General features: G+C 38.9%; 26 protein-coding genes and 2 pseudogenes. 13 read left to right on the forward strand and 15 right to left on the reverse strand.

The features are described 5' to 3' along the window. The first annotated feature begins 166 nt into the window (after positions 1 to 166). From N1I80_RS20465 to N1I80_RS20475, 3 genes are read left to right on the forward strand one after another with little or no spacing between them, the layout of a single operon-like run. Complete coding sequence (locus tag N1I80_RS20465) at positions 167 to 919, forward strand: GTP cyclohydrolase II (RefSeq protein WP_340739674.1); 753 nt, start codon at positions 167 to 169, stop codon at positions 917 to 919. Beyond that, positions 912 to 2024 carry a bifunctional diaminohydroxyphosphoribosylaminopyrimidine deaminase/5-amino-6-(5-phosphoribosylamino)uracil reductase RibD gene (gene ribD, locus N1I80_RS20470; RefSeq protein ID WP_340739675.1) on the forward strand — a complete coding sequence of 371 codons (1113 nt, stop codon included), beginning with the start codon at positions 912 to 914 and terminating at the stop codon, positions 2022 to 2024. The genes N1I80_RS20465 and ribD overlap by 8 nt, the downstream gene beginning before the upstream one ends. 1 nt (position 2025) lies before the next feature. After that, complete coding sequence (locus N1I80_RS20475) at positions 2026 to 2592, forward strand: 5' nucleotidase, NT5C type (RefSeq protein WP_340739676.1); 567 nt, start codon at positions 2026 to 2028, stop codon at positions 2590 to 2592. 62 nt (positions 2593 to 2654) lie between these two features. On the opposite strand, the gene N1I80_RS20480 is transcribed toward N1I80_RS20475, so the two are convergent. The 5 genes from N1I80_RS20480 to N1I80_RS20500 all read right to left on the reverse strand — a co-directional run bounded on the left by N1I80_RS20480 (position 2655) and on the right by N1I80_RS20500 (position 8373). Further along, positions 2655 to 3209, reverse strand: coding sequence for a TetR/AcrR family transcriptional regulator (locus tag N1I80_RS20480; protein WP_340739677.1), 555 nt, complete (start codon positions 3207 to 3209; stop codon positions 2655 to 2657). 66 nt (positions 3210 to 3275) lie between these two features. Continuing rightward, positions 3276 to 4502 carry an RNA-guided endonuclease IscB gene (iscB, locus tag N1I80_RS20485; protein ID WP_340739678.1) on the reverse strand — a complete coding sequence of 409 codons (1227 nt, stop codon included), beginning with the start codon at positions 4500 to 4502 and terminating at the stop codon, positions 3276 to 3278. Between the two features lie 192 nt (positions 4503 to 4694). Beyond that, on the reverse strand, positions 4695 to 5903 hold the full coding sequence (locus N1I80_RS20490; protein WP_340739679.1) for an MFS transporter: 1209 nt from the start codon (positions 5901 to 5903) through the stop codon (positions 4695 to 4697). 433 nt (positions 5904 to 6336) lie between these two features. After that, on the reverse strand, positions 6337 to 7419 hold the full coding sequence (locus tag N1I80_RS20495; protein WP_340740107.1) for a PQQ-dependent sugar dehydrogenase: 1083 nt from the start codon (positions 7417 to 7419) through the stop codon (positions 6337 to 6339). Between the two features lie 72 nt (positions 7420 to 7491). After that, entirely contained in the window at positions 7492 to 8373 is an 882-nt protein-coding gene (locus N1I80_RS20500) for a LysR family transcriptional regulator (RefSeq protein WP_340739680.1), read from the reverse strand. A 123-nt stretch (positions 8374 to 8496) separates the two neighbouring features. On the opposite strand from N1I80_RS20500, the gene N1I80_RS20505 reads away from it, so the two are divergent. Both N1I80_RS20505 and N1I80_RS20510 read left to right on the forward strand, forming a co-directional pair. Next, the gene (locus N1I80_RS20505; RefSeq protein WP_340739681.1) at positions 8497 to 9063 is read left to right on the forward strand and encodes a sugar O-acetyltransferase; all 567 of its coding nucleotides are present in this window, start codon (positions 8497 to 8499) and stop codon (positions 9061 to 9063) included. Between the two features lie 20 nt (positions 9064 to 9083). Continuing rightward, on the forward strand, positions 9084 to 10145 hold the full coding sequence (locus N1I80_RS20510) for an alkene reductase (protein ID WP_340739682.1): 1062 nt from the start codon (positions 9084 to 9086) through the stop codon (positions 10143 to 10145). 63 nt (positions 10146 to 10208) lie between these two features. Here N1I80_RS20510 and N1I80_RS20515 read toward each other — a convergent pair whose 3' ends face one another. The 5 genes from N1I80_RS20515 to N1I80_RS20535 all read right to left on the reverse strand — a co-directional run bounded on the left by N1I80_RS20515 (position 10209) and on the right by N1I80_RS20535 (position 14270). Further along, positions 10209 to 10352, reverse strand: coding sequence for a hypothetical protein (locus tag N1I80_RS20515; RefSeq protein ID WP_340740123.1), 144 nt, complete (start codon positions 10350 to 10352; stop codon positions 10209 to 10211). A 30-nt stretch (positions 10353 to 10382) separates the two neighbouring features. Further along, positions 10383 to 11198 (reverse strand): HAD family hydrolase, encoded by an 816-nt coding sequence (locus N1I80_RS20520; RefSeq protein ID WP_340739683.1) that lies wholly within the window; start codon positions 11196 to 11198, stop codon positions 10383 to 10385. 93 nt (positions 11199 to 11291) lie between these two features. Then, entirely contained in the window at positions 11292 to 12140 is an 849-nt protein-coding gene (locus tag N1I80_RS20525; protein WP_340739684.1) for a nucleotidyl transferase AbiEii/AbiGii toxin family protein, read from the reverse strand. Beyond that, on the reverse strand, positions 12137 to 12730 hold the full coding sequence (locus tag N1I80_RS20530; protein ID WP_340739685.1) for a type IV toxin-antitoxin system AbiEi family antitoxin domain-containing protein: 594 nt from the start codon (positions 12728 to 12730) through the stop codon (positions 12137 to 12139). The genes N1I80_RS20525 and N1I80_RS20530 overlap by 4 nt, the downstream gene beginning before the upstream one ends. A gap of 211 nt (positions 12731 to 12941) precedes the next feature. Continuing rightward, entirely contained in the window at positions 12942 to 14270 is a 1329-nt protein-coding gene (locus tag N1I80_RS20535) for a 6-phospho-beta-glucosidase (RefSeq protein ID WP_340739686.1), read from the reverse strand. Positions 14271 to 14462: 192 nt separating this feature from the next. On the opposite strand from N1I80_RS20535, the gene N1I80_RS20540 reads away from it, so the two are divergent. Continuing rightward, a complete protein-coding gene (locus N1I80_RS20540) occupies positions 14463 to 15197 on the forward strand; it encodes a MurR/RpiR family transcriptional regulator (RefSeq protein ID WP_340739687.1) in 735 nt (244 codons plus the stop codon). Between the two features lie 41 nt (positions 15198 to 15238). Here the strand turns inward: N1I80_RS20540 and N1I80_RS20545 are convergent, their stop codons facing one another. Continuing rightward, on the reverse strand, positions 15239 to 15862 hold the full coding sequence (locus N1I80_RS20545; RefSeq protein ID WP_340739688.1) for a TetR/AcrR family transcriptional regulator: 624 nt from the start codon (positions 15860 to 15862) through the stop codon (positions 15239 to 15241). A gap of 183 nt (positions 15863 to 16045) precedes the next feature. On the opposite strand from N1I80_RS20545, the gene N1I80_RS20550 reads away from it, so the two are divergent. From N1I80_RS20550 to ytxJ, 7 genes and pseudogenes are all read left to right on the forward strand, one after another. Then, positions 16046 to 16801, forward strand: coding sequence for an SDR family NAD(P)-dependent oxidoreductase (locus N1I80_RS20550; RefSeq protein WP_340739689.1), 756 nt, complete (start codon positions 16046 to 16048; stop codon positions 16799 to 16801). Positions 16802 to 17029: 228 nt separating this feature from the next. Further along, positions 17030 to 17179 (forward strand): hypothetical protein, encoded by a 150-nt coding sequence (locus N1I80_RS20555; protein WP_340739690.1) that lies wholly within the window; start codon positions 17030 to 17032, stop codon positions 17177 to 17179. 196 nt (positions 17180 to 17375) lie between these two features. After that, the gene (locus N1I80_RS20560; RefSeq protein ID WP_340739691.1) at positions 17376 to 17948 is read left to right on the forward strand and encodes a hypothetical protein; all 573 of its coding nucleotides are present in this window, start codon (positions 17376 to 17378) and stop codon (positions 17946 to 17948) included. Between the two features lie 131 nt (positions 17949 to 18079). Beyond that, a pseudogene (locus tag N1I80_RS20565) lies at positions 18080 to 18474 on the forward strand (IS1634 family transposase); the annotation flags it as partial. A gap of 327 nt (positions 18475 to 18801) precedes the next feature. Further along, positions 18802 to 19062 carry a metal-sensitive transcriptional regulator gene (locus N1I80_RS20570; RefSeq protein ID WP_340739693.1) on the forward strand — a complete coding sequence of 87 codons (261 nt, stop codon included), beginning with the start codon at positions 18802 to 18804 and terminating at the stop codon, positions 19060 to 19062. Positions 19063 to 19164: 102 nt separating this feature from the next. Next, a complete protein-coding gene (locus N1I80_RS20575; RefSeq protein WP_340739694.1) occupies positions 19165 to 19608 on the forward strand; it encodes a DUF6526 family protein in 444 nt (147 codons plus the stop codon). Between the two features lie 71 nt (positions 19609 to 19679). After that, entirely contained in the window at positions 19680 to 20006 is a 327-nt protein-coding gene (ytxJ, locus tag N1I80_RS20580) for a bacillithiol system redox-active protein YtxJ (RefSeq protein WP_340739695.1), read from the forward strand. 91 nt (positions 20007 to 20097) lie between these two features. Here ytxJ and N1I80_RS20585 read toward each other — a convergent pair whose 3' ends face one another. From N1I80_RS20585 to N1I80_RS20600, 4 genes and pseudogenes are all read right to left on the reverse strand, one after another. Continuing rightward, positions 20098 to 21075: a c-type cytochrome gene (locus N1I80_RS20585; RefSeq protein WP_340739696.1), complete on the reverse strand. Its 978-nt coding sequence runs from the start codon at positions 21073 to 21075 to the stop codon at positions 20098 to 20100. A 249-nt stretch (positions 21076 to 21324) separates the two neighbouring features. Further along, positions 21325 to 21928 (reverse strand): annotated as a pseudogene (locus N1I80_RS20590) (class I SAM-dependent methyltransferase). A gap of 80 nt (positions 21929 to 22008) precedes the next feature. After that, positions 22009 to 22359: a thioredoxin family protein gene (locus N1I80_RS20595; protein WP_340739697.1), complete on the reverse strand. Its 351-nt coding sequence runs from the start codon at positions 22357 to 22359 to the stop codon at positions 22009 to 22011. Positions 22360 to 22496: 137 nt separating this feature from the next. Next, positions 22497 to 24194 carry an FAD-dependent oxidoreductase gene (locus N1I80_RS20600; protein ID WP_340739698.1) on the reverse strand — a complete coding sequence of 566 codons (1698 nt, stop codon included), beginning with the start codon at positions 24192 to 24194 and terminating at the stop codon, positions 22497 to 22499. Positions 24195 to 24213 lie beyond the last annotated feature (19 nt).

Consider the following 24213-nt stretch of genomic DNA (forward strand, 5'->3'; position numbering starts at 1 on the left):
TATAAGATACCTTTGTCCACACCTTTCTTTACCTGCAAGAATATAATGTATCTATAAGAATGTATACTACAATAATTTGATTAGGTGGTTTAACATACTATTTAAATCAAAATCGTTAAAGCCCCATGTACACAATAACCCCAATTCAACTAAAAGGAATGATTCTATGTTACATGCGAAACTAGAACCGAAAGTTCTTGATATTTTAAAAGATAAAATTCAATTAATCGAAACAGATGAAGGGGCAATTTATTTGGTTGGCCCTATTAAATTACCCGTCAACCTTTACGGGGAAACAGTTATTTTTCACTGGTATTGTTGGCTGAATCGCTGCCAAGTAACAGAGAATTATCAAGACATTATTGATCAGCTATCATCTGCTAATTTGGCGGAGTACCAACAGTCAAGCGTGCTTGTCTACGGAGATTTTAAAGAGGCAGATGATGCGCTCATTCGGATGCATTCCATTTGCCATACGGGAGACATATTTGGTAGTAAAAGATGTGATTGCGGCTATCAATTAAAACAATCTATGCAAAATATTGTCGATCACGGGACAGGTGCGCTGTTTTATTTGGCGAACCATGAAGGCCGCGGAATCGGTTTATTCAGCAAGGCGATGGCGTATGTACTCCAAGAGAATGGTTACGATACAGTAGAAGCAAACGAAAGCCTTGGGTTTGTCGATGACTCTAGAAATTACGACGATGCCATTCGTGTTTTAAAGACACTTCGAACAAAACCGGTCAAGCTCATGACGAATAATCCAAAGAAACTGGAAGCAATGAAGAATGCGGGTCTTCCTGTTTCAGGTCGTGAGCCGCTATGGGGAGATCAATCAGAGTTCAACGAAAAGTATTTACAAACAAAAATTCAGCGCTCTGGACATATTGAGGAAGGGAATCAGCCAAATGACTAACCATGAATTTTACATGAATTTGGCCCTAGAAAATGCACAAGCCATGAAAGGACAAACTGATCCAAACCCGCTTGTAGGTGCAGTCATTGTCAATGAAAATCGAATTGTTGGGATTGGTACGCATTTAAAGGCTGGTGAACCCCATGCTGAAATACATGCCATCCGAATGGCCAGTGAGAAAGCGAATGGCGGGACAATTTATGTCACCCTTGAGCCATGCTCACATGTTGGAAGAACGGGACCATGCGCAAAAGCGATTGTTGAAGCTGGAATTAAGACTGTCGTGATTGCCACACTTGATCCGAATCCAGTCGTTGCTGGAAACGGTGTTAAGATTTTGCAAGATGCAGGAATTGAAGTGGTGATCGGTGTATTAGAGGAAAAATCCCGAATGATGAATGAAGTATTTAACAAATTCATCGTCAAACAGAGGCCCTTCGTCACGATGAAAGCCGGAAGTACATTGGATGGAAAAATTGCTACACATACTGCTGATAGTAAGTGGATTACATCCGCCGAGGCAAGAAACGATGTGCATGTATTGCGCAATGAGAACATGGCCATTTTAGTCGGCGTCAATACGGTAATCGAGGATAACCCCGAACTAACAACAAGGATTCCGAATGGTAGAAATCCGATTCGTGTTATTTTAGATTCTACATTACGCATTCCTCTCGATTCGAAGGTAGTAACGGATGGACAGGCGGAAACGTGGATTTTTACTGCAAATACGTATAATGAAGATACTAAGAAAAAGTTGGAAGAAAGAGGAGTTTTGATTTATCATACTTCCGGTATTAAACATGTAGACACAGACGAAGTTCTTCAGATTCTCGGTGAAAAACTTGTTTCTTCTGTCTTAATTGAAGGTGGTGGTTCGATTCATGCCGCCTTCCTTGAAAGACAACTCGTCGACAAGGTAGAGATTTATATAGCGCCGAAATTAGTTGGCGGCTCACAAGCACCTACTTTCCTAGAAGGTACAGGCGTCGCATTAATGCGCGACGCAGTCGATTTGGAAGACCTCCATATTACGCAAATAGGGAAAGATTTCAAGTTCACCGGCTATCCGAAATATACTAGACAACAAACTGAGGGAGATTAATATGAAGTTTGGTTTTGATATCGATGATACATTGATTAATCTAAGAGAGCATGCCTTTCGACTGTACAACAAAAAGTTAAATCGAGATGTGCATATAGATCTCTTTCATGCATTAAACAAGGTTGAAATTCATGAAATTTTCGACATGACGGCAGAAGAAGGCAGTCAAATGTGGAATCGTTCACTAGAAGAAATCTATTACACATCGTGCCCAGCATACCCTGACGCTGTAGAAACATTACAACAGCTAGAAAAAGATGGACATGAAATCTATTATATTACCGCAAGGCCAAAAGAACATGGCGAACGTACAATGGAATGGATGATTGAACAAAGCTTTCCAGTTCACAAAGAACGTTTTTTTTACGGGATGAATGATGAAGATAAGGTTCATATTATAAAAGAGTTGGAACTTGACTATTATTTCGATGACAAGCCCGCAGTTCTTGAAACATTGAAGGATTGTCAGCTGAACTTATTTGCGAAGGCTCAATCCTATAATAAGCATTTAGCTATTCCACAGATCACAAATTGGTCTGAACTAGCCGATTTACTCAACAAGGAATAGAGAAAAGATACCCGTCACTCATTCAATCGTTTTCACGATTGAATGAGTGACGGGTACTTTGATTAGGAAATACCTCTCCAAAAAATAGAGAATGCAGCATCGAGTACTTCCTCGAATGATTGACTTGGTTCGTAAACTAATTTCGTTAACAGTCCATCAAAAATAGCCAAAAAGGCAATTGTGCACTCTTCCTTCGAACAATTTGTTTCCAGTTGACTAAAAACCAATAAAATCTCTTGTTTCACTACATGTAAATATGTATGGTATTTGGATACAATAAAATTTTGTAAGGCGAATGGCACCATAAAGGCAGTAATTTGTAAAAATGTCACATTAGGTTGTTGTTGAACACGTACCTTCAATTGTTGTAAGAACGTGTATAACTGATCTTTAACAGGGAGCTCTTTCTCTTGCCTGAAAAAATGTTCTACATACTCGATTTCTTGTGCAATCACTTCTGTATAAAGTTCCATTACTAACTCCTTCTTGGAAGGATAGTGATAGGATAGCGACTGCTTTTTTATACCGAGTTCTGTTGCAATATGTGCCATTTTGACGCCCTCATAGCCCAATTTATTAAAGTGCAGAATCGCCACTTGCTTGATCTGTTCTTTCATAAAGATTTGGGTTGGCGGAAACTCGTGACTTCAGTCGTGAGAGGAGCCAGCCTGCACTTCCCTTCTTTAAATTATTTGAACGAGCAGCGTACTAGCTTTCTCCACTACTCGTAGCTTCTTGAAGCTTGCACTTTTGTGTATATTTACTCCATCTATTGTTCGCAAATCAAAATAGCCTGTTTTTCGTCGACCAAACACGATACACTCAATGCCTTCAAATAGAACTTTATCGAACAGTTGAAACCCCTTAACGAATCGTTCTGCTTTATTGGCTTTCCGATAACCACCTTTAGCAATCGTCATCTTATGTAGTTGGCGATTATTTTTTCGTACTTGCTTAAATAAATACGTATTGTTAAACGCTGTCGCAAGTGGATTTCCACTGATGCATCTTGCATCCACGGCGTGACTTTTTTCTAAACCATGATGGATACGTGTATTTTTTGTTTGGAATCCATAAGTCAGTTTAACGTGTGGATATAACTCTTTCACTTGTCGATGAATAAACCATCGCATTACCGTCATTTGAGAAGCATCACGAAACGAGGCACTTTTACGCGTAAATAGATGTTCTTTTCCTTCTTGATGAATCTTGTTATGGCACGTTTCACAGAGTGTCAATAAATTGTCTGGACCATCACCACCTGTCTTGCGACTTTCGATGTGATGAACATTTAAAATCTTGTCTTTTGTTTTGCCTTTGCAATGTTGACATACATGCTTATCACGAAAGAATACGTACTCCCGTACATTCCAAAAGCCAAGCTGGTCTCCTTTTTGATACAAATCACCCGAAATAGCTGGGTTCTTAATCTTTTGAATGTCAAACTGCGCAACTTCAATCGTTACATGCGTAATCGGAAGTAGCTTATGCACTTTGGCAATCATCTTTGTGTGCATATCTACTTTGTTTTGAACGGATGGAGCGAGCCACCCTTTATTTTTCTTACGATTGAGAAAGCGTGGTTGACGATAGCGAGTCTTTCGGCTTCGTCTAGCACTTCGTAAAGATCTGCGAGTTGCCAACAACTCTTGAATATCAGTACGAAGCTTAACTTCGCCTTCGAATAGCACCTGGCCTTCTGTTGTAGCTGAAAGTCCGATATGTTTGGTTCCGGCATCCACGCCCAATGATATAGGCTGTTTGTAACCACTGGATCCGTATTGCAATTGAATTGTAAAAGGTGTTCGTTGGACAACTTTTGCTTTTTCTTGTTGCAGCAGCTTACGTGCTTTCTGCGGCTTACAAGGCATAAGCGGTTGTCCATGTTTGTTCAGTACGTAAACGAGCATATCGTTTACCTCCCTCGAGTTAGCTACTCTTCGCCAATGTTGTAAGTGCTTGTTAGGCATGCAACACCGCTCCTTTCCCTCAGAGCTTTTAATCACATGCGACAGTTGCATAGAACTAGAGTTGGCATTCTATGGTGTCATGACACAAACAACGTAGTCAGTAAAGACTTAGGCTAGTCAATTAAGGCTCTTTCAAGCCTGCGACTTCAGTCGCGGGTTATTGACCCTTTTTCTCACAATAATTTTATGTAATTCATACATAGTATACATGATTAAATAGATGATATAGAAAGCAATCGCCACTAGATAGAGCGCTTGGTACGAATAGCTCGCTGCAACAAGTCCAAGTAACACAGCACCACCACCAATACCGATATCAAAAAAGTTAAAGAAAGTAGCCATCGCCCCTTCATGCTCATGCTCTCCCACTAAATTTAAACACCATGTTTGAATCGTAGGAAAAATGGCCCCGAAGCCAAAACCGTATAAAAATGCCGCGACAAAGAATGACGTACTCGTCTGTGCCATATATAAAACGCATAAACCCGTGAGCGCTATAATACCAGCGGGAATTAAAATAACACTCGGACCATATTTGTCAAACAAACGTCCCGAGAAAAAACGAACGACAAAACCTGCAATCGCGACAACAAAGAAAAATAGGCCAACATGCTCAAAACTTTTCTCCAGCGCGTAAAGAGACATGTAGGACATGATTCCGCCAGCTGCTACGCCTGTGAATAGGGCTAAAAACGCCGGGAACAGCACTCGTTTTTCAAATAGTTTCACACGAATTTTTTGCGTAGGCAGTGCATCTTCTGCTTTTCGCTTTACTACTACTAAAGACAATGTCGCTAATAACAAAATAGCCATGCCGCCTAAAAATAGACGTTGATAACCGTATACATCGAGTAATAGAATCCCAACCATCGGACCGATTGAAATTGCCACGGTTTCACCAACACCAAAATAGCCAATGCCCTCTCCACGACGTTCTTTTGGTATTACTTCGGCCACAATTGTTGCAAAATAAGTTGTCTCAAGTCCAAATCCTGCACCATGCACTAAGCGTATCGCCATTAATACCTCTATATTAGGTGCTAAATAATAAGCGCCTGTTGTTAATGTAGAAATTGTCGCACCAATGATCAGCAAATATTTCTTATTCATTTTTGTCGCAAGAACTCCTGCAAAGGGACGAACCCCAATCGCAGAAATCATAAAAATACCTGTGACAAGCCCTATTTGCGTTGCATTCCCACCAAGCGTCGTAACAAATAAAGGCAAGGTCGGTAGTAGCATCTCAAATGCCATAAATAGTAAAGCATTTGCGATCATAAGAAAAATAAAAGAAAGTGACCAAAGCTTCACTGAGCTTTTCGCCTTTGCGCCGGTTCGCATTAGTTTAACCTCCAAATTAACAGAATAATTGTATTTTATATGACCCCAGTCAGATAGTCAAGTTGTTTTATTAGTAATAGCACACTATATCTAATATTAAACTGACCATAGTAAGACTCTTGATTACATTCATGTTAAATCAGGGGAAGTGAAACATTCTCTGTAAAAAAAAACCGTGATATGCGCCTTTAGCACATTCACGGTCCAAATTACTTCCTTATTATGTTACGCTGAAAATCAATATCATAATTTAACTATATATGTTGAACTTATGATTGTAGCATAATCACCAGCGAAGGCGACTACTGGGGTAGCCGAAGCGATAAGACTGCCAACGGTTTTCTGGCCGGCTTATCGCGAGAGGCATCCCCTAGCGCCAAGCGGCTTTAGTAGGATTCTTTAGTTCAACTTATATAGATTTATTCCATTCATTTTAATTCGATTCTGAAAGTTTGATTCTGTATAACTTATCGTCATTCTCCTGTGGAGCGCCACGCCCATCTGTATTATTGCTAATGAAATAAAGGTAGTTATCTTCAATTAGCACATCCCGGATTCTGCCAAGTCCAGTGATGACTTCCCATTGTTCACCTGTTGCTGGATTGAATCCTAGTATTGCCGCTCCTCTTAGTGCCGCCACATACAAATTGCCAGCATAATAGCCCATTCCAGATGGTGCCCAAGTTACCTCATCTCCGGAAGTGAATAGCGGTGAAACCATACCTGCTTGTTCCTCACGACCTTCAATAGTCGGCCAGCCGTAATTTTGACCGCCTTCTATTTTATTGATTTCATCATTTGCAGAGTTACCGTGCTCGCTTGCATATAGCGTGCCGTTAGGTGACCAAACAAGCCCTTGAGGATTTCGGTGTCCATAACTATAGATGTAAGAATTTTGGAATGGGTTATCACTTGGAATTGACCCATCCAGATTCATTCTCAATATTTTCCCACCTAATGAATCGATATCTTGTGCTAGTCCAGGCTCAGATGCATCACCTGCTGTCGCATAGAGTTTTCCATCAGGTCCAATTTTAAGTCTGCCTCCATGATGATAGGAACCACTTGGGATTTTATCGAGAAGCAAATTCTCTTCCCGCCAAACATTATCTTCTAAACGTAGCGTAATAATACGGTTAAATTGTCCGGTATTGTCTCGATACGTATAATATGCATATGCTAGATTCGATTCCTGAAAATCCGGAGCTAACACAAATCCTAATAACCCCGCCTCTGAAGCTGTCGCAAGTTCTTTCTCAAGTTCTACGCTTTGCCGTTCCGTTTCCCCATTTTCTACTTTTACTATATTTCCTGTTCTTTCTGTCAAATAGAAGGTACTTCCGATTTTTTCAATAGACCAAGGAGCCTCAAGATTTTCTGCTACTACTTCTTGTTGCTGATTTCCCTGCTGATTTATAGTAATTTTCTGCTCATTCCCAGGATCTTGTTGTCCTTTTTTAGAACAGCCAGCAAGTAGCAGTATTGCAAACAAAGATATTGCTAAGATTTTCTTCAGCTTAATCACCTCTCCTTTCACATATAATTTAAGAACTACTAATCATACAGGACTGCCAGGTTAATAATAAAACTAAGTTGTTAAGCCATGTCGTAATTCCTGTAAGAACGCTTGACCAGCAGGTGATAATCCTTGGTTTTTCTTCCAAGCAATATTTAAATTGGCTTTCAATGGCGGGGCGAATGGTACAAATTGAAGTGTTTGATTAGATGATGTGTCGATTAGTTGATCTAAACATAAAGCATACCCCAAACCTTCTTCGACCATAATTGCAGCGTTAAAAATAAGATTATAGGTTGCTACAATTGGATTCTGGTTAATACTTCGACCAAGCCAACCAGAAAGCTGATTATCCACAATACTTTGACGGGATACTAGAAGTGGCTGATCGACGATGTCACTCGGCTGTATAGTATCTTTATTCGCGAGTGGGCTATCGCGTCGCATCAGAATCCCCCAACGATCTTGATAGGGAAGTTTAATGAAATCATATTGATTTTTGTCAGTAGGATCAATGAATACTCCAAAATCGAGCAACCCTTTTTCTAATCGTTCTGAAACATCATCAGCATTCCCACTATAAAGGTGAAAGGTAATATTAGGGTGCCTGGATTGTAATCTATAAAAAGTCTTCGCAATAATACGCATGCCTTCTGTCTCCCCACAACCAATTGCAATTTCGCCATGAATATCTTCAGAGGATTTACTTAGATTGTGCTCAGTTCGATCAACTAAAGCAAGGATTTCTTTTGCTTTTTGAAGTAAATAATGGCCTGATTCAGTGAGGATAATTTCACGATTCCCTCGAATAAATAAAGTCGTTTCTAATTGCTCTTCCAATTCTTTGAGCTGGCGAGAAAGAGTCGGCTGAGTTAAATGCAGCGATTCAGCCGCTTTTGAAATACTGCGCTCATTGGCTACAGCAATAAAATAGCGTAACACTCGGATTTCCATGTTAGCCTCCCTACCCATGCCTAACCAGCATGGGTATGTATTTGTTATAGGTATTTGTTTCCTTAATCATATCATTTTACAATTGAATACATACAGAAAAACATTAAAAGGTGGTTTATAAAAATGAATATGGATGATTTTATAGAGTTTTGTAAGGAAGGAAATCCGATAACAGGGGAGGATAAAAAATTACATGGGCTATTAATTCAAAATAGCTATGAAGCTATAAGGATAACGACGAAATTAAATACATCCTCTCATTCTAGAGAAGAAATCGTAGACATTTTTAGTGAACTTACGGGCAACAAAGTGGATCCTTCATTTATGTGTTTTCCACCATTTCATACAGACTTCGGCAAGAACATTACCTTTGGAAAAAATGTTTTTTTAAACACAGGGTGCTCGTTCCAAGATAGGGGCGGCATTCGTATAGGGGATGGCTCGATGATAGGCATGAACGTTGCGATTGCTACACTTAATCATGGGTTGGATTTGGAGACAAGAAACACAACATATCCCTCTCCGGTTGTCATTGGGAAGAATGTCTGGATTGGGTCAAATGCAACAATATTACCGGGCGTGACGATTGGGGACAACTCTGTTGTGGCAGCAGGAGCAGTTGTCACAAAGGATGTTCCAGAAAATATTGTTGTTGCAGGCGTCCCAGCTAAATTTATGAAGAAGATATAAAAAATCGAGGAGAATGTATGATGAGTAAATTATGGACAGAATTAAAAATTGGAAATATGACATTATCGCACCGTTTAGCAATGGCACCAATGACAAGAAGCCGCGCTTTAGCTGATGGCGTGCCTAGAGAATTTACTGCGGAATACTATGGACAACGCGCAAGTTTAGGTTTGATTATTAGTGAAGGGACACAGCCATCAGATGATGGTCAAGGGTATATTAACACACCCGGAATCTATACAGAAGCACATATTGAAGGATGGAAAAAGATCACTAGTCGTGTTCACCAGGAAGGCGGCCACATTTTTATACAACTCATGCATGTTGGACGTATCTCACATCCCGACAATACGCCTCATCACCGTCAGCCTGTCGCACCATCTGCTATTGCACCTAAAGTAGAGATGTTTACCGCTGAAGGGATGAAAGAGGCACCAACTCCTAGGGCATTCAGCAAAGAGGAGATCAATGAAGTCATTCAACAATTCCGCACAGCTGCTTCTGCAGCAATAGAAGCAGGAGCTGACGGCGTTGAAATACACGGTGCGAATGGTTATTTGATTCAACAATTTTTAAGTGAAAATTCAAATCACCGAAGTGATGAGTATGGCGGTACGATTGAAAATCGAGCTCGTTTTGCCATTGAAGTAACGAAAGCCATTGTTGATGAGATTGGTGCAGACAAAACAGGCTTCAGAATATCTCCTTCCTCACCACTACATGACATTGACGAGGGGGAATCTGGTCCCGATGTATATCGCTATCTTGTTGCCGAATTAGAAAAATTAGATTTAGCTTATCTCCATATTATGCACGTTGGGAATGAACCTTTGTTAAAAGACCTTCGTCAGTTATGGTCAAATCCATTACTCGTAAACCGCGCTGGACGTCCACTTGAACAACTTACAACAGATCTTGATAACGATTTGGCAGATATGGTTCCTGTAGGGGTATGGGCACTTGCAAATCCAGATTTTGTAGAGAGAATCAAGAGTAATGTACCTCTGAATGAAGCAGATCGTAGTACATTTTACGGTGGCGGTGCTGAAGGTTATACGGACTATCCATTTTTAATTAAATAATTAAATTTAAAAAGCCACTCAAACAAACACGTTTGTTTGAGTGACTGACTATAAAATAGGGAATTACACTTTTACATTTTGAATAAATTGTGGCAAGTGCTCCTTGTGTGATTCTAATATTTCATCCAAAATGGCTTTGCCAACTGTATCCGATGGAACGAAAGGATTGATGATCATCGCAAGCAGTGCTGTAGCGTGATTAAACAAGGGATTGTCGCCATTAACTGAATCACCCTTTTATATCGAATTTCTACTTTCTTGTAACGATAGCATTTGAATAATTGTCTTCATAACAGCATCTTCTTCATTTGAGCGGGTAATGAAATTGGCAGCATCTTTTAATTCTTGTACTGCATTTCGGACTGCAAAACTATATGTAGACCGAGCCATCAGCTCTAAATCATTGTAACCATCTCCGAATGCCATTGTTTCTTCGGGTGTAACATTTAATAAACTCTGTAAGTGTTCAACTGTAGTACCTTTATGAACATTCACATTCGCAATATCAATCCATGCTGCTTCAGACGCGACGATATAAGCTGATTCAAAAAAACGGGACAGTTTTCCCCTCGTTTCAAAACAACGAAGTAAAGGATCATGGATTGTGATTTTAACAAAGTCATCTGTTATCTCGCTAAAATCAGAGACTTGTCTTACTCGAGCGTATGACCTTCTGACAATTGCTGCTTCCACTTGAGGAATATTATCCTTTATCACTGCACCACTTCCTGTACACGCAATAATAGTATGATCAAGACTGATTTCCTCAAGCAACTGAATAATTTCCAATCCCAATTTATTGTTAAGCAGAGATTCATAAATAAATTCTCCATTATGTTTAATTCGAGTTGCACTATCACCTAAAATCCATAAATCATCTGCATCATCACCAAATAACTCTTCTACCCGTTCACATTGCTTGCCAGTAACAGGTGCGAAAATAACTCCTTTTTCTGTCATTAACTTTTTTACATCGCTGTATAGTTTTCTATTAAAATCACCACTATTATTCAAGAACGTTCCATCCATATCCGTTAAAATTAATTTAATCATATAAGCTCCTCCCTATATTTCTAGGTTGCTACAAGTTAAAGTAACACAGTAACACCATCGATGCCGATATCAAACATGTTTACTAACAAATAGTCACTCAAACAAATCCTCCATAAGACTCCATAATTTCAAAGTAGCCTGTTTAATTTCATCCCAAGTAATTTCGTCCGCATAAACGAATTGTTTTTGATATCTTGTCCACTTTTTCTCAGAATCACTACTGCCAAATACCTCATTCAATATTTCCAAACCATCTTTCAATAGATGAACTGATCCTCTTTTTTCCGCAGTAGCCTGAACTGCAGATACTAAAACGCTTTTTTCAATCCGTTCACTTTGAGTTGCTAATAAAATATGGATATCATAGAAGTCTCTCATCCTCGTATTGGCAAGACCCCTTGATATAATTGTTTCCAGTTTTTCCGCCAGAACTGATTCAATGTTATAGGCTAGTATCTCGATTGTACGATTCTCAAGCAGTAAATCAAAAGTATAAGAAACCTCCCTGGGTGTAATTTCATCCCCTGTTGTGATATCGACCTTTAAAGGTACTCTCATATTCTCAAGATTTGAGTTAATAGTAAGCCTGTAACCGTTGTACTCATCCTCATCGCGGATTGTTTCAATTTTTGTTAATGTCATTTGAACTCCGTCATCGACTGTTACAGATAATATCTTCTCAAATACTTCCCTCAAGGCTGTTTCTGTCACCGGATATCCTTTAATAGTAGCGTCCATATCCATCGTGGATCTCATGTCAATACCAACTAGTGCTGCTACTAGCATCCCACCTTTTAGTATAAACTTGTCTTTAAGCTCCGATAAAGAAATTCTCTCTAGGAGTCTTTCTAACATATAGTTCCGCATCAACAACTGGGCATTTATATCTTTGTCCCTTGCTACATTCCGAATTAAGTCTTTCAGTTGTCTGGTCGTTTTCATAACAAAATCTCCAAATAATTCTGTAAAATCTTCTGTACTCTAAGCTGTTCGGCATACCTTAATAAAAGTGGAATGTTTTTATCTTTACTCCCTACATATCGCCGAATGGTTTCATTGATGAGATCGGAGTCCATCTTATTCCGGCTTCTAATAATATCGCAAATCGTTCTTTCCCTGTTATACAAAGTAATTTTACGACCAAATTCTGTCTGTCCGGTTGTCGTCCCTAACTGGTGAAGTTCCCTTTTCACAGTATAAACTTTTACGCCCTCATTTTTTAAATTGGTACTATTATAACCACTCGGGACAGTACCCACCCATTGTAAAGGGTCGCGATCTGTTAAATCGTGCAAATAAAGGGCTGTTTCATGAGAGTAGATCAGTCGGCTACTTCTTGCTTGCAAACTATACAATTCATCATCAAATGCATCCCTGGTTAAATAAACACCATGTGCCACTCGCTCTAGAATATCCTCTTTTACCAAAGAACTCAGATAAGTACGAGGAATTCCCGCCCCTGTCACATCTTTTGTCAAAACGAGTCCTTCGCACTGTTCAATTAATGAATCAAGCATTTTACGATAATCCATACCCATCACCCTTTTACATTCATGCTATTATTATATGTGTAATGAGCATGAATGTAAAAATATAGAGCATAGTTTTAGGATAGTTTCTCAAATAAACACGTTAATCTGAGAAAACATCTCTATTCAAGCTTTCACGATTGAATAAGTAGCTATAAAATGAAGAAAAGACAGGGAAAATAACATCTCCCTATCTCTTCTTCATTAATTCAAATTATACTTCTACACGCTGAAAAAATTGTGGCAAGTGCTCTTTATGCGCTTCTAGCATTTCATCCAAAATGGCTTTGCCAACTGTATCTGACGGAACGAGAGGATTGATGGTCATGGCAAGCAGTGCTGTATCATAGTTTCCTGTCACTGCCGCCTCAGCTGCTACCCGTTCAAAAGATTTTATTTGTTGCACTAAACCTCTCACTGCGACTGGTAAATCTCCGCTAATGATTGGCTTGGGACCTTCTTTCGTAATGACACAGCTGACCTCAACAGCGGAGTCAAACGGTATGCTAGCAATGGCCCCATTATTAATGGTATTAACCGGCTGAATGTCTCGCTTATCGTTATAAATAGAGGAAATTAAACGTACAGCTGCATCACTGTAATACGCCCCACCTCTTTCCTCTAACTGAGGTGGTTTAACCGCCAAATCCTGGTCCTTGTACAGCTCGAACAATTCTTCTTCAAGCTTCTTCACTACTTCCGCTCTCGTTGTACCATTTTTAAAGTTTTCCAACTCTTTTTGCAGCATTTCATCTTTTTTATAGTAGTAAAGATGATAAGGGCAAGTGAGGGCATTTAATGCACGTATAAATTCTGGCTCCCAGCCTTGTCCTTCTACGTTTTTAACAAAACTACTATTTTCCGGATTCGCTAACAGCTCAATGACTTTCTCCTTTACACTCACTCCATCTAGATAGACATCCAATCCGTATACCATATGATTTAAACCAGCGAAATCTATACGGATACGTGAATGGTCGACATCTAAAAGTTTTGCAACTCCCATCTCGATACCGATTGGAACGTTACATAACCCGACGATTCTCTTATGGTCCGTATATCTAAGAACCGCTTCTGTTACCATGCCAGCAGGATTCGTAAAGTTAATCAACCATGCGGCTGGACAGAAAACTTTAATGTCTTTAATAATATCTAAAATGACCGGAATTGTACGCAATCCCTTCAAAAGTCCACCTGGCCCATTTGTTTCTTGTCCAAGTACTCCATGGCTTAACGGAATTCTTTCATCCTTTGCACGCGCATCTAGCAAGCCTACACGAAATTGTGTCGTCACAAAATCGGCATCCTGTAAAGCAGCTTTTCGATCAAGCGTTAAATGGACTTGAATAGGAAGACCCGCTTTTTCTATCATTCTTTTCGCAAGGTTCCCCACGATTTCTAGTTTTTCCTTACCCGCTTCTATATCCACCAACCACAATTCCCTTACAGGCAGTTCATCGTATCTTTTAATAAATCCTTCCACTAATTCTGGAGTATAGCTTGAACCTCCACCAATCGTAACAATCTTAATCCCTTTACTCATTGGTCATCCTCCTAGAAAACTTATTTACAAAACCTATACTACGGGGGAAAGAGTCAATAAGATATAGTTTAGGCGGCGTTAGATTTGTTTTTCAATGAAAGGTATTTGTTTCGTCAAAGTAACACTGTGTTTCTCATTTGTATATAATAGAAGATGAAGGAAAGCAAACAACAGATGAGGAGTGAATAGCCTTTGTTTACGAACGAAGTAATCACGACATTCAATGATCTCGAGATGCTACTTTATAAATACATCATGGAGAATAGGGAAAAAGTTGTTTATATGCGGATACGTGACCTGGCAGACGAAGCGCATGTTTCCACTTCAACGATTATGAGATTTTGTAGAAAATTAAATTGTGAAGGTTTCTCAGAATTCAAAGTAAAACTCAAGCTTTTAATTGATGAAAAAAGACCTAACCCGGCCATAAAAAGTAACGAGTATGTATTAGCGGAATTTTTTGAGCGAACTCAAAATAAGAAATTCATGGCTAAGATAGAGGAAGCGGCAAGTGTTATTGCCAAAACGAAGACGATCATTTTTATTGGATTTGGCAGTTCAGGAACACTCGCTGAATATGGTTCTAGGTATTTTTCAAGCGTAGGCAAGTTCTCTATGTATATAAAAGATTGGTTTGTGCCCATTCACACTGACTTGAATAGTAGTATCACCATTGCTCTTTCTGTTTCCGGAGATAGTTCTTTTACTTTATCGCACGTTCAAAAGTTGAAGGAGCAGGGCAGTAAGATTTTAAGTATTACCAACAACGAACAGTCTACGATGGCTAAACTATCCGATATCAATATTTCCTATTATGTAACGGAGGAGTGGATTGGAAGTATGAACGTCACCACGCAAATTCCCGTTATTTTTATATTGGAGGAAATCGCACGGAAGGTGTATGAAATAAATAGAGAGGGAAAATAAATATCAGTCACTCAAACAAACTTTCAAGATTGTATGAGTGACTAAAAAGTATGTTCTTTATAATGCATCGCAATAACTTTTTCTGAATAAAAAGATGTTAGTTGTTCACTCATAAATTTTGAAGAGTAATTAAAGTCCTTTTTAATCCAAAACTTCAGTACACCGAGTGTAGCATGAATCTGATAGCTTAGAAAGATCTCGTATTCTGTTTCAAATTCAGATTCGGATTCCCTTTCGAATTGAATTTCTGTGGTGAATAAATTCCAAAACATTTGTTCAAGACGATTATATAAATCTGGATTTTTCCTAATCAGATCTAGGGCCTTAAATAACTTTTTATTCTTTTCGATATGTTCAAATATTAGCGTTGTCGAAGGGACAACTCCATTCAAAATTACTTTATCAATACCCTTGTATGGTAGCATTAGAGCTTGGTGGAGACCCTCGATAGCATCTTGATATAAAGCTTCCAAAAGATCAATTTTATCTTTGTAGTGGATATAGAAAGTACCCCTATTAAAATCGGCTCGATTGGTAATTTCACCAATCGTAATTAATTCCACACTGTTGTTTTCCAAAATAAGATTAATGAAAGCATTCTTTAATGACTCTATCGTTAATTGTTTTTTTCTAATTTGACGATTTGAACTTTCCAACAATATCATCCTCTCGTCCTTCTGAATAAATATGATTAACAAAAGCCTTTACTTTGTTGATTCCCCAACATATTCATTTTACCTGCTTATTGAACTTGCTGACGAGTGATTATATCATAAATATGTAAGCGTTTTATAAATTGTATCTCGTCGGAGTGATTACATTATTTCACAAAAAGGAGGAAGAATAAATTGGGACGTTTAACAGGAAAAGTAGCTTTAATTACAGGTGCTGGTAATGGTCAAGGTTCAAGTGAAGCCTATCTATTTGCTAAAGAAGGGGCTAAGGTAATTGCTACGGATATACAATTCGATAATGTTTCAGATGTAGTCGAAAGGATTAACAATGAGTTCCCTGGGAGTGCTATTGCTTTAAAACATGATGTATCCTCGGAAGAAGATTGGAAAAAGGTTGCAGAGGAAGGTGTTAACAAGTTTGGCTTAATTAATGTTTTGATAAACAATGCCGGAATACTTTCTATGCAATCTTTTACAGATGTAACGTATGATATTTGGAAAAGAGCCCTCGATATTAATGCATGGAGCCAATTTGCAGGTATCAAAACTGTGGTCCCTTATATGAAGAAAGCTGGATCTGGTTCTATCGTAAATATTGGTTCACTTGCCAGCATTATCGCAGCGGGTGGATTTAATCCTTATACGGCAAGTAAAGGTGCGATAGAAGCATTGACTAGGGCAGCAGCGCTTGAATTAGGGCCTGATAATATTCGAGTAAATTCGGTTCATCCGGGCGGAATTGATACTCAAATGACAAGAGACACATTTACTACAGAAGAGGCAAGGCAAGCCGTTACAAATATGGTGCCACTAAAACGATTAGGCCAACCAGAAGACGTAGCCAATCTCGTACTCTTCTTAGCTAGTGATGATTCATCCTATATTACCGGAACCGAACAAATAATTGATGGTGGAGTTTGGATTCAATAAAACTGATTCTACTTTATACCTTTGTTAAAAGTCTGTTAACATTACCCATTTAGAAATCCCAAATTTCGTACACCACCATTAATATAGCTTAGTTTCTCTATATTATCAGAGATTTAGGATTTATATCAAGTCTATGCCCATTATAAGGCACTAAGAGATTACGCAGAAAAACCATTTATACTTGGATACCGAATCTCTCCTGAGTAATTAGGAAAACCAGGGATTACATTGAATGATACACTACAATTATTAGCCAAATTTAAAAATCAAGGTCTGGATTATGTCCATGTTTCAGTCGGTAGCATGATGCAAAACCCATTGCGAGACAAAGATAATACGAAGCCTGCTATTCAAATCATTCAAGAACAAAAGCGCTAAAGCGCCTCTGTCCACGTCCCAAGTGTAAACAAATTCACTTGGGACTTTTCTTCGTCCCCCGCATGGTTCCGCTACAAACAGGACATTCTATCTCACCTTCCATATGTAAAAATTAACAATCGAATCATTTAAAAAAGGACTTTCCCCTCTGCTTATCGAAGTTTCCTTTAGCAATACATTTTGGGAGGGAAATACCATGAAAGATCAAATTGTCACCTTAAATGTAGGGCCATCCCAATTATTATCCAAGCTCTGTGATGAAATCAGAGATGAAATTGAAGGACAAACATATCGATTTGTCGTTATCCATTCGGATCAATTAACTAAATTAAAAGCGAACAAGTTGGAGCGTGATTGCCAAAAAGAATCTGCCCAGTTTGAAAAAGACATGACTACCTTACACAAAGGGACTTTCCACTGTCTTGCAGACGCCGAAGATACCAAACAAGCTTTTGAAAAGATGCACAAGCTAAGGCTACATCGCTATCAACTTTCAATATGTGCTGAAAAAGCTCCAATCAAGCGAGCTAAACGCGGTCGTCCTAAAAAAGAGGAGCAGGTGGAATTTCAGACGATCTATCGCATTCACTTGGCGCTATTTGAACCTGACCAGGATGTATTGGAAACGAAGCACCAACTCCTCAGCACCTTCATTTTAATCACGAACAGGTTGGATAAGACAACGTTTCCAGCGCTAGATGTCCTCAAAACGTATAAAGAACAAAAGCGCAAGCGCCTGTTCAGCCCCGACAAGCGCTGGAGGGCTTGAAAGTAAAGGCGCCCTTTGCCTTTACTAGCAAGACCGAAGCGACTCGAGGGGGCTAGGCGCTGGAGACTAGACGAGAAATCACTCTATTTCGACTTATTCACAGTACGAGAATTTTATAATTTCCAAAGCAAGGACAAACCGCTGCCGAGACGCGTTTCCGCCTTTTGAAAGAAGAACAAATGATAGGCGCTGTTTTTTGAAAACACCGGAACGAATTGAAGCGTTAGGTATTGTATATGTCATGCCCTTATTGTTATATAGCATGCTTGAATACCGGGTTCGAATGAGTATGAAGCAAGAAACAGAGCCATTAATTTTGATGGGGAAGCGAAAGCTATTTGCCCCGACAGGCAAAGCACTTTTAGAGCAGTTAATGGATATTCAATTGATAGTAGTTCGCCAGAACGGACAAACTTTGCGTTTTTTGCCAGACAATATCAAGGATCAAACGAAGCGAATTGTCATGTTGATGGGCTATGATATGTCCATTGATGTGTCTGATGTGCCTAAAAAAATTGCTGAATGACTAGAATTCTGCCCGTCTGTCGTAAATAAGAAAAACGTCTTATAAATTCAAGGTAAATGGACATACCTCCTTCGGTTTTATGGAAATCTCTTTTTTGAAAAACAGATTCACAAAATTAGAGGAGTATAGTTTTGACCTGCGAAAGCTGAGATAAATAATGTGGACCATTAAAAATCTAAGCAAAGTTGATAGTGTTGACAATATACCTATAAGGGTATACCGTTATACTTGTTAGTGCTTTTTTATTAACAAGGTATAAAAGTGATAGTTCTTATGAACTGATTGAAAATCTCGTCAAGAAAAGTTGCATAGTAGAGGAGAAGACCTATGGATTACAATGATCAAATGAAAAATAGAGTCAAGCGCATGGAAGGGCAACTTCGTGGAATTTTAAAAATGATGGAAGACAACAAAGACTGTAAAGAGGTCATTACGCAGTTGTCCGCAGTACGCTCAGCAGTAGATCGAACAATAGGCGTGATTGTGAGTTCAAACCTAGTTGAGTGTGTTCAAGAGGCTGAAAAAAACGGAGAAAAAATGGATGAACTCATTCAAGAGGCTGTCAACTTACTTGTAAAAAGTAGATAGAGAATTTATAGTTGACATTCTCTTTTTTCCTCACTCACATACTATATGGGTAATGGTATTTAATGCTTCATAAATGAAAACAACAGATAGGAGGCATAAAAATTGGAAGAAAAAAAGTTACAAACCTATAAAAATCACATACGTTATCATCCCCTACAACATTTTGTACTCATGCCGATTAGTGTGATTACGTTAGTGGTGGCGAGCATCTCTACCATTACTAGCATTGTGAAAGGAGACTTTTCCTTCACTACATTTTTAATAATGGCGCTAGTTATCATGGGTATCATTACAAGTCTACTAGCAAGAATGAATCCGTTAAAAATTCAAGACCGCACGATTCGAGTAGAGGAACAATTGCGCCATTTTATATTAACTGGATCACCAATCAATCCGAAGATTACGCTACCACAACTGATTGCCTTGCGCTTTGCATCAGATGCTGAATTTCCAGAGCTTGCTGAAAAAGCTGCATTAATGAGTATGACACCTGATGAAATAAAAAATGAAATTCAGCAATGGCGATCAGATGAGCATCGTATCTAAATTAGCTACCCTATTGTGCTTTTTCGCACTTCCTTCGACGCTAGTTGGAATATTGGAGGTTAATTACACGGATGAAACGAATTGAATCGATAGAAGCTTGGTGGGAGTTATTGAAAAAATCCGAAGAGCAACCTTTTCTTTTATTCAAATTCAGTATGACATGCCAAAGTAGCTTATCAGCCATGAAAGAATTAAAAGCACTTGAAACAGAGCTACCTATATACATAGTCATTGTGCAGAAGGATAGACTTGTTTCAGATACGATTGAAAAAGACCTTGGAGTGAAGCATGAATCACCCCAACTTCTAATTTTGAAAGGTGGAAAGGGAATTTGGCAAGCTACTCATTACAAAATAAAAAAGTCACTTTTAAACGAAGCCATTCATATGTATGTTTAAATTCCCATGCTTATCGCATTTTTTATAATGAGATTTAGTGCATATAAAAAGCTAGGTTCTCAACACAGAACCTAGCTTTTTATATCTCTTATTATTGTTTATTCTTCCCGAGCACTTCATCCCAATCAATCGTGCCATCTTGTGCTTGTTGGCGAAGATCTTTCGTCATAATATCTGTTGGGCGACCGCCATTTGGCCAGTCTTTATCGTGATTCGCCCACTCTGGACGATCTTGCGATAAAATGAAAGCTGCAAGATCGCTTGCCTCTTGGTCGCTTAATGTTTTTTCAGCGCCTACCGGCATATTATTTTGAATATAACCTGCCATTTTCGTCATTCGTGCAAGTCCAGCTCCATCATTGAATGAACCTTCCCCCCATAGTCTAGGGCCTGTGTTAGAGCCTGTTCCTGATCCATCGCTAGCATGGCAAGCGATACAAGATTGCTGATATAACTGTTCTCCATCTGCTATGCTCGGTGTTGGCAAATCATCTAGGCTATTCTGGTGACGCCAAGGTAAATCTGCGCCTACAGGAATTCCTTCAGATATATACGTCATATAAGCAACCATTGCATCCATGTCTTCATCATCCATAGCAAATTTCTGACCATCCATACTTCTGACCATACACCCATTGATTCGTTCTTCTAATGTTACAATTTGACCCGAACGGGGAATATACATCGGATAGACTGCTGATACGCCGACCAATGACGAAGAGTTTTCGTCCAGTCCAGCTCCCGCGTGACAGCTTGTACAAGATAGGTTGTTGACAAGTTGTTCACCATCAGCCGTCGTAGCTGCTTCCGCTCTCAGTACATTTGACGTGTCATTTGTTAACGCATACCCTCTTAAAATTGCTTCTCCGAGAGGCCCTTCAGGCACATCGTCGAGAGATGGCGGAGTATGCCTAATCCCCGCTACTTTTTCTTCCATTTCTTGTCCCGCATTTTCAGTGTTCGTTGCGACTTCTAGTTCTTTCTTTTCCAATTGATTAGCCATCAAACCGATAACTGCAAGAGTAACAACAAATAAGAATCCTAGTACAAAAGTCGATGTCTTTCTCACATCTATTACCTCCTCTATTTGTCTCTTACATTGTAACAAAGGCTAGTAAATAAATACCCATACAGGTAAAATGTTCACCACTTGTTAATAAAGAATTCGACATTTTCGCAACAGTTCATGTACCTAAGTAGTTACGAAATTTTATAAATTCCTAAGCAATCAAAAAAGACGACCCAAATTAATTTTCAGAGTCGTCTTTTATTATTGATTCACTGTATCTAATCATTTTTTTAAACCAACATTGTCATTTTACTCCTCTGGTTTTTGCCCAACAAATTGGATCACATGTGATACTCCATTGTGGAATTCTCCTTCATGACGGACAACCTCTCCAATAAAAAAAATGAATAATACGCCATTCGGCAAAGATTTTCATAAACTCTTCCGGCTTATACAAAAAATCCAGGTTTTGCAGTCCACCACTTTTATAGGGGACCTGGTAATTTGAATACACTTCTGTAAGAAAATAACCACCTGGCTTTATTGCCTCCTTTACACCTTGAAGTGTTTTTTTCCGAAGCTTTGTCGGAAAATGGCCAAAGCTGCATACAATTTCATCCAATTCGTCTTTTTTCCAGACTGCTTCGTTTAAATCAACTAGCACAGTTGAGATCACTACTTTCCGTTCACCTGCGAGCTTATTTGTTTTCGCAAGCCCAGATTCTGCATAATCCCATGCTGTGACGTTCATTCCTTGCTCTGCTAAAAAAACGGCATTACGCCCTTCCCCTTCAGCTATGGCCAAAGCATCACCGGAAATTTTTATTTTCTTCTGAAATTCTGCAAAAAAAGCATTCGGTTCCCTGCCATAAACATAATTCTCTGTTTGAAAGCGTGTATTCCAATGGTTCACCATTTAATCACCCTTTCCTACGTAGTTTTGAATCTTTAATTGCTAAGTGAAATATTTTCTATAAAAGTAACTGAACTAAATCACTCTGATTCCGTAACAACCATTTGATATACTTTGCTTATCTTTTCATGCAAAGCTTGCATTTGAACAAAACGCGCTTCCCTTAAAATTTCTTTACCATCTACAAATAAAAGTAGTGCAGGTACCGTAAAAATCGAAAGACGTCCAGCTATTTCTTCGACATCATCTGCGTTGATGTGTCCCAGCTGTATGAGCGGAAGTTCTTTTAGTAAATCCTTCACCTGGGGCAATAAAGCGTGACATACGCTACAATTAGTTCTTGATACATACAAAAAACTAAGTGGATGCTCGTCGATAAACTTTTCTACCGAGGTAAGTGATGTTAGTGTAATCATAGCTTTTCCTTTCATTTTTTCATCACTCCTATTTTCCATCTTTTATAAGGTAGGAAGGAGACTTACTCCATTTCTCCCTCCCAACCAAGCATGCTCTACCATATTTATTGCAATATAACCATTTTGAATTAGGAATTGACAGTCAAGAATCATTATTTGAAATTATATTCAGTAACAATTTTTTCTCTTCCTGTTACGAAATCATTAAAGTATTCATATAGATTAATGCCTAAGTAAGATCCAGAGATATTAAATACAGTCGTATAACCTAAGTTTCTCAGCGCAATAACCATGTTATAGCTTCGCTGCCCAGAGCGACAATGGATATAAACTGGCTTATCTTTCGGTATTTCATCCAAACGATTTCTAAATTCACTTAGCGGAATATTAATAGCTGTTTTTAAATGTCCTGCCTGATATTCATTCTTCTCACGAGCATCGATAATAAAAGCATTGTTCTCGACTAGTTCGCGAACTTGAGAGACTTTCACTTCGCTATATCTTCCGTATAGTTGGTTCAATGCAACTAATGCCGCATGATTGACAACGTCCTTCGCCGTACCTAGCATTGGGGAGTAAGTTAATTCTAGATTTTTTAGATCTTCCAATGTTCCATTCATCGTAATCATTGTTGCAATCACATCGATACGTTTGTCGACATTGCCTTTCCCAATCGCTTGCGCACCCAATATTCTGCCTGTAGGTGTTTCATACACTAACTTAAAATGCATGACATTACTATTTGGCATTAACCCTACTTTGTCACCAGGTATGATATACACAGAATCATAACTAAACCCCGCAGCTTCAGCTGTTCTTATGTTTAATCCCGTCGATGCCGCATTTAAGTCAAATAGATGAATAGAGGAAGATCCGATCACACCTAGGTTGCGGCTTGGCGTACCATAAATATGGTCGGCTACCGCCCTTGCTTGTTTTTGAGCTGGTCCGGCTAAAGCTAGGCGTGTTGGCTTAGAAATGAGGCGATGGAACACTTCAATGGCATCTCCAACTGCATAAATATCGGAATCACTTGTTACATAATTAGTATTTACTTTTATTGCACCCGTTTCACCAATTTCCAAACCAGCCTTTTCTGCTAGTTGCGTTTCAGGTTTTACACCTATCGCTAAAATAATTGCCTGGGCTGCGATTTTTTTACCAGATTGTGTTTCGATAAAACCTTCACCAATTTTGGCTAAACCATCATTCACGATGAGGTTTACACGATGGTCAATCATTTCCTTATGAAGGATTTGAGCCATATCATAATCAAATGGTGTCATGATTTGATCAGCGAATTCTACTAAGGATACGTTATAATCAGCTAAGCGAAGGTTTTCTGCCACTTCAACGCCGATAAATCCTCCACCAATTACTGCAACATCTTTGATAGACTTTTCTTTTATATAACCATTTAACTGTTGAATATCTATCACATTACGCACTGTAAAAACATTCGGATTATTTATGCCCTCAATCTTATTAGGACGTATAGGTGCTGCACCTGGAGATAAGATTAATTTATCATAAGCCTCTTCGTAAAACTCCTCAGTTGCCAAATCCTGAATGATAATTGTTTTTTCCTCACGATTAATCTTTATCACTTCGCTATTCACTCTAGCTTCAATATTGTAACGTTTCTTAAATGTTTCCGGATTCATCAATACCAAAGATTCACTATTTTCAACGACTCCACTTAAATAATACGGTAATGAACAGTTGGAAAAAGATACATGCGGTCCTTTATCAAACATGATGATTTCTGCATGTTCATCTATTCTACGTAACCTTGCAGCAGCAGATGCTCCACCGGCCACTCCACCAACTACTAAAATTCGTTTTTTCATGCGATTCCGCACCTTTCAA

This window comes from Sporosarcina sp. FSL K6-3457, assembly GCF_038007285.1.
Taxonomy (GTDB): Bacteria; Bacillota; Bacilli; order Bacillales_A; family Planococcaceae; genus Sporosarcina.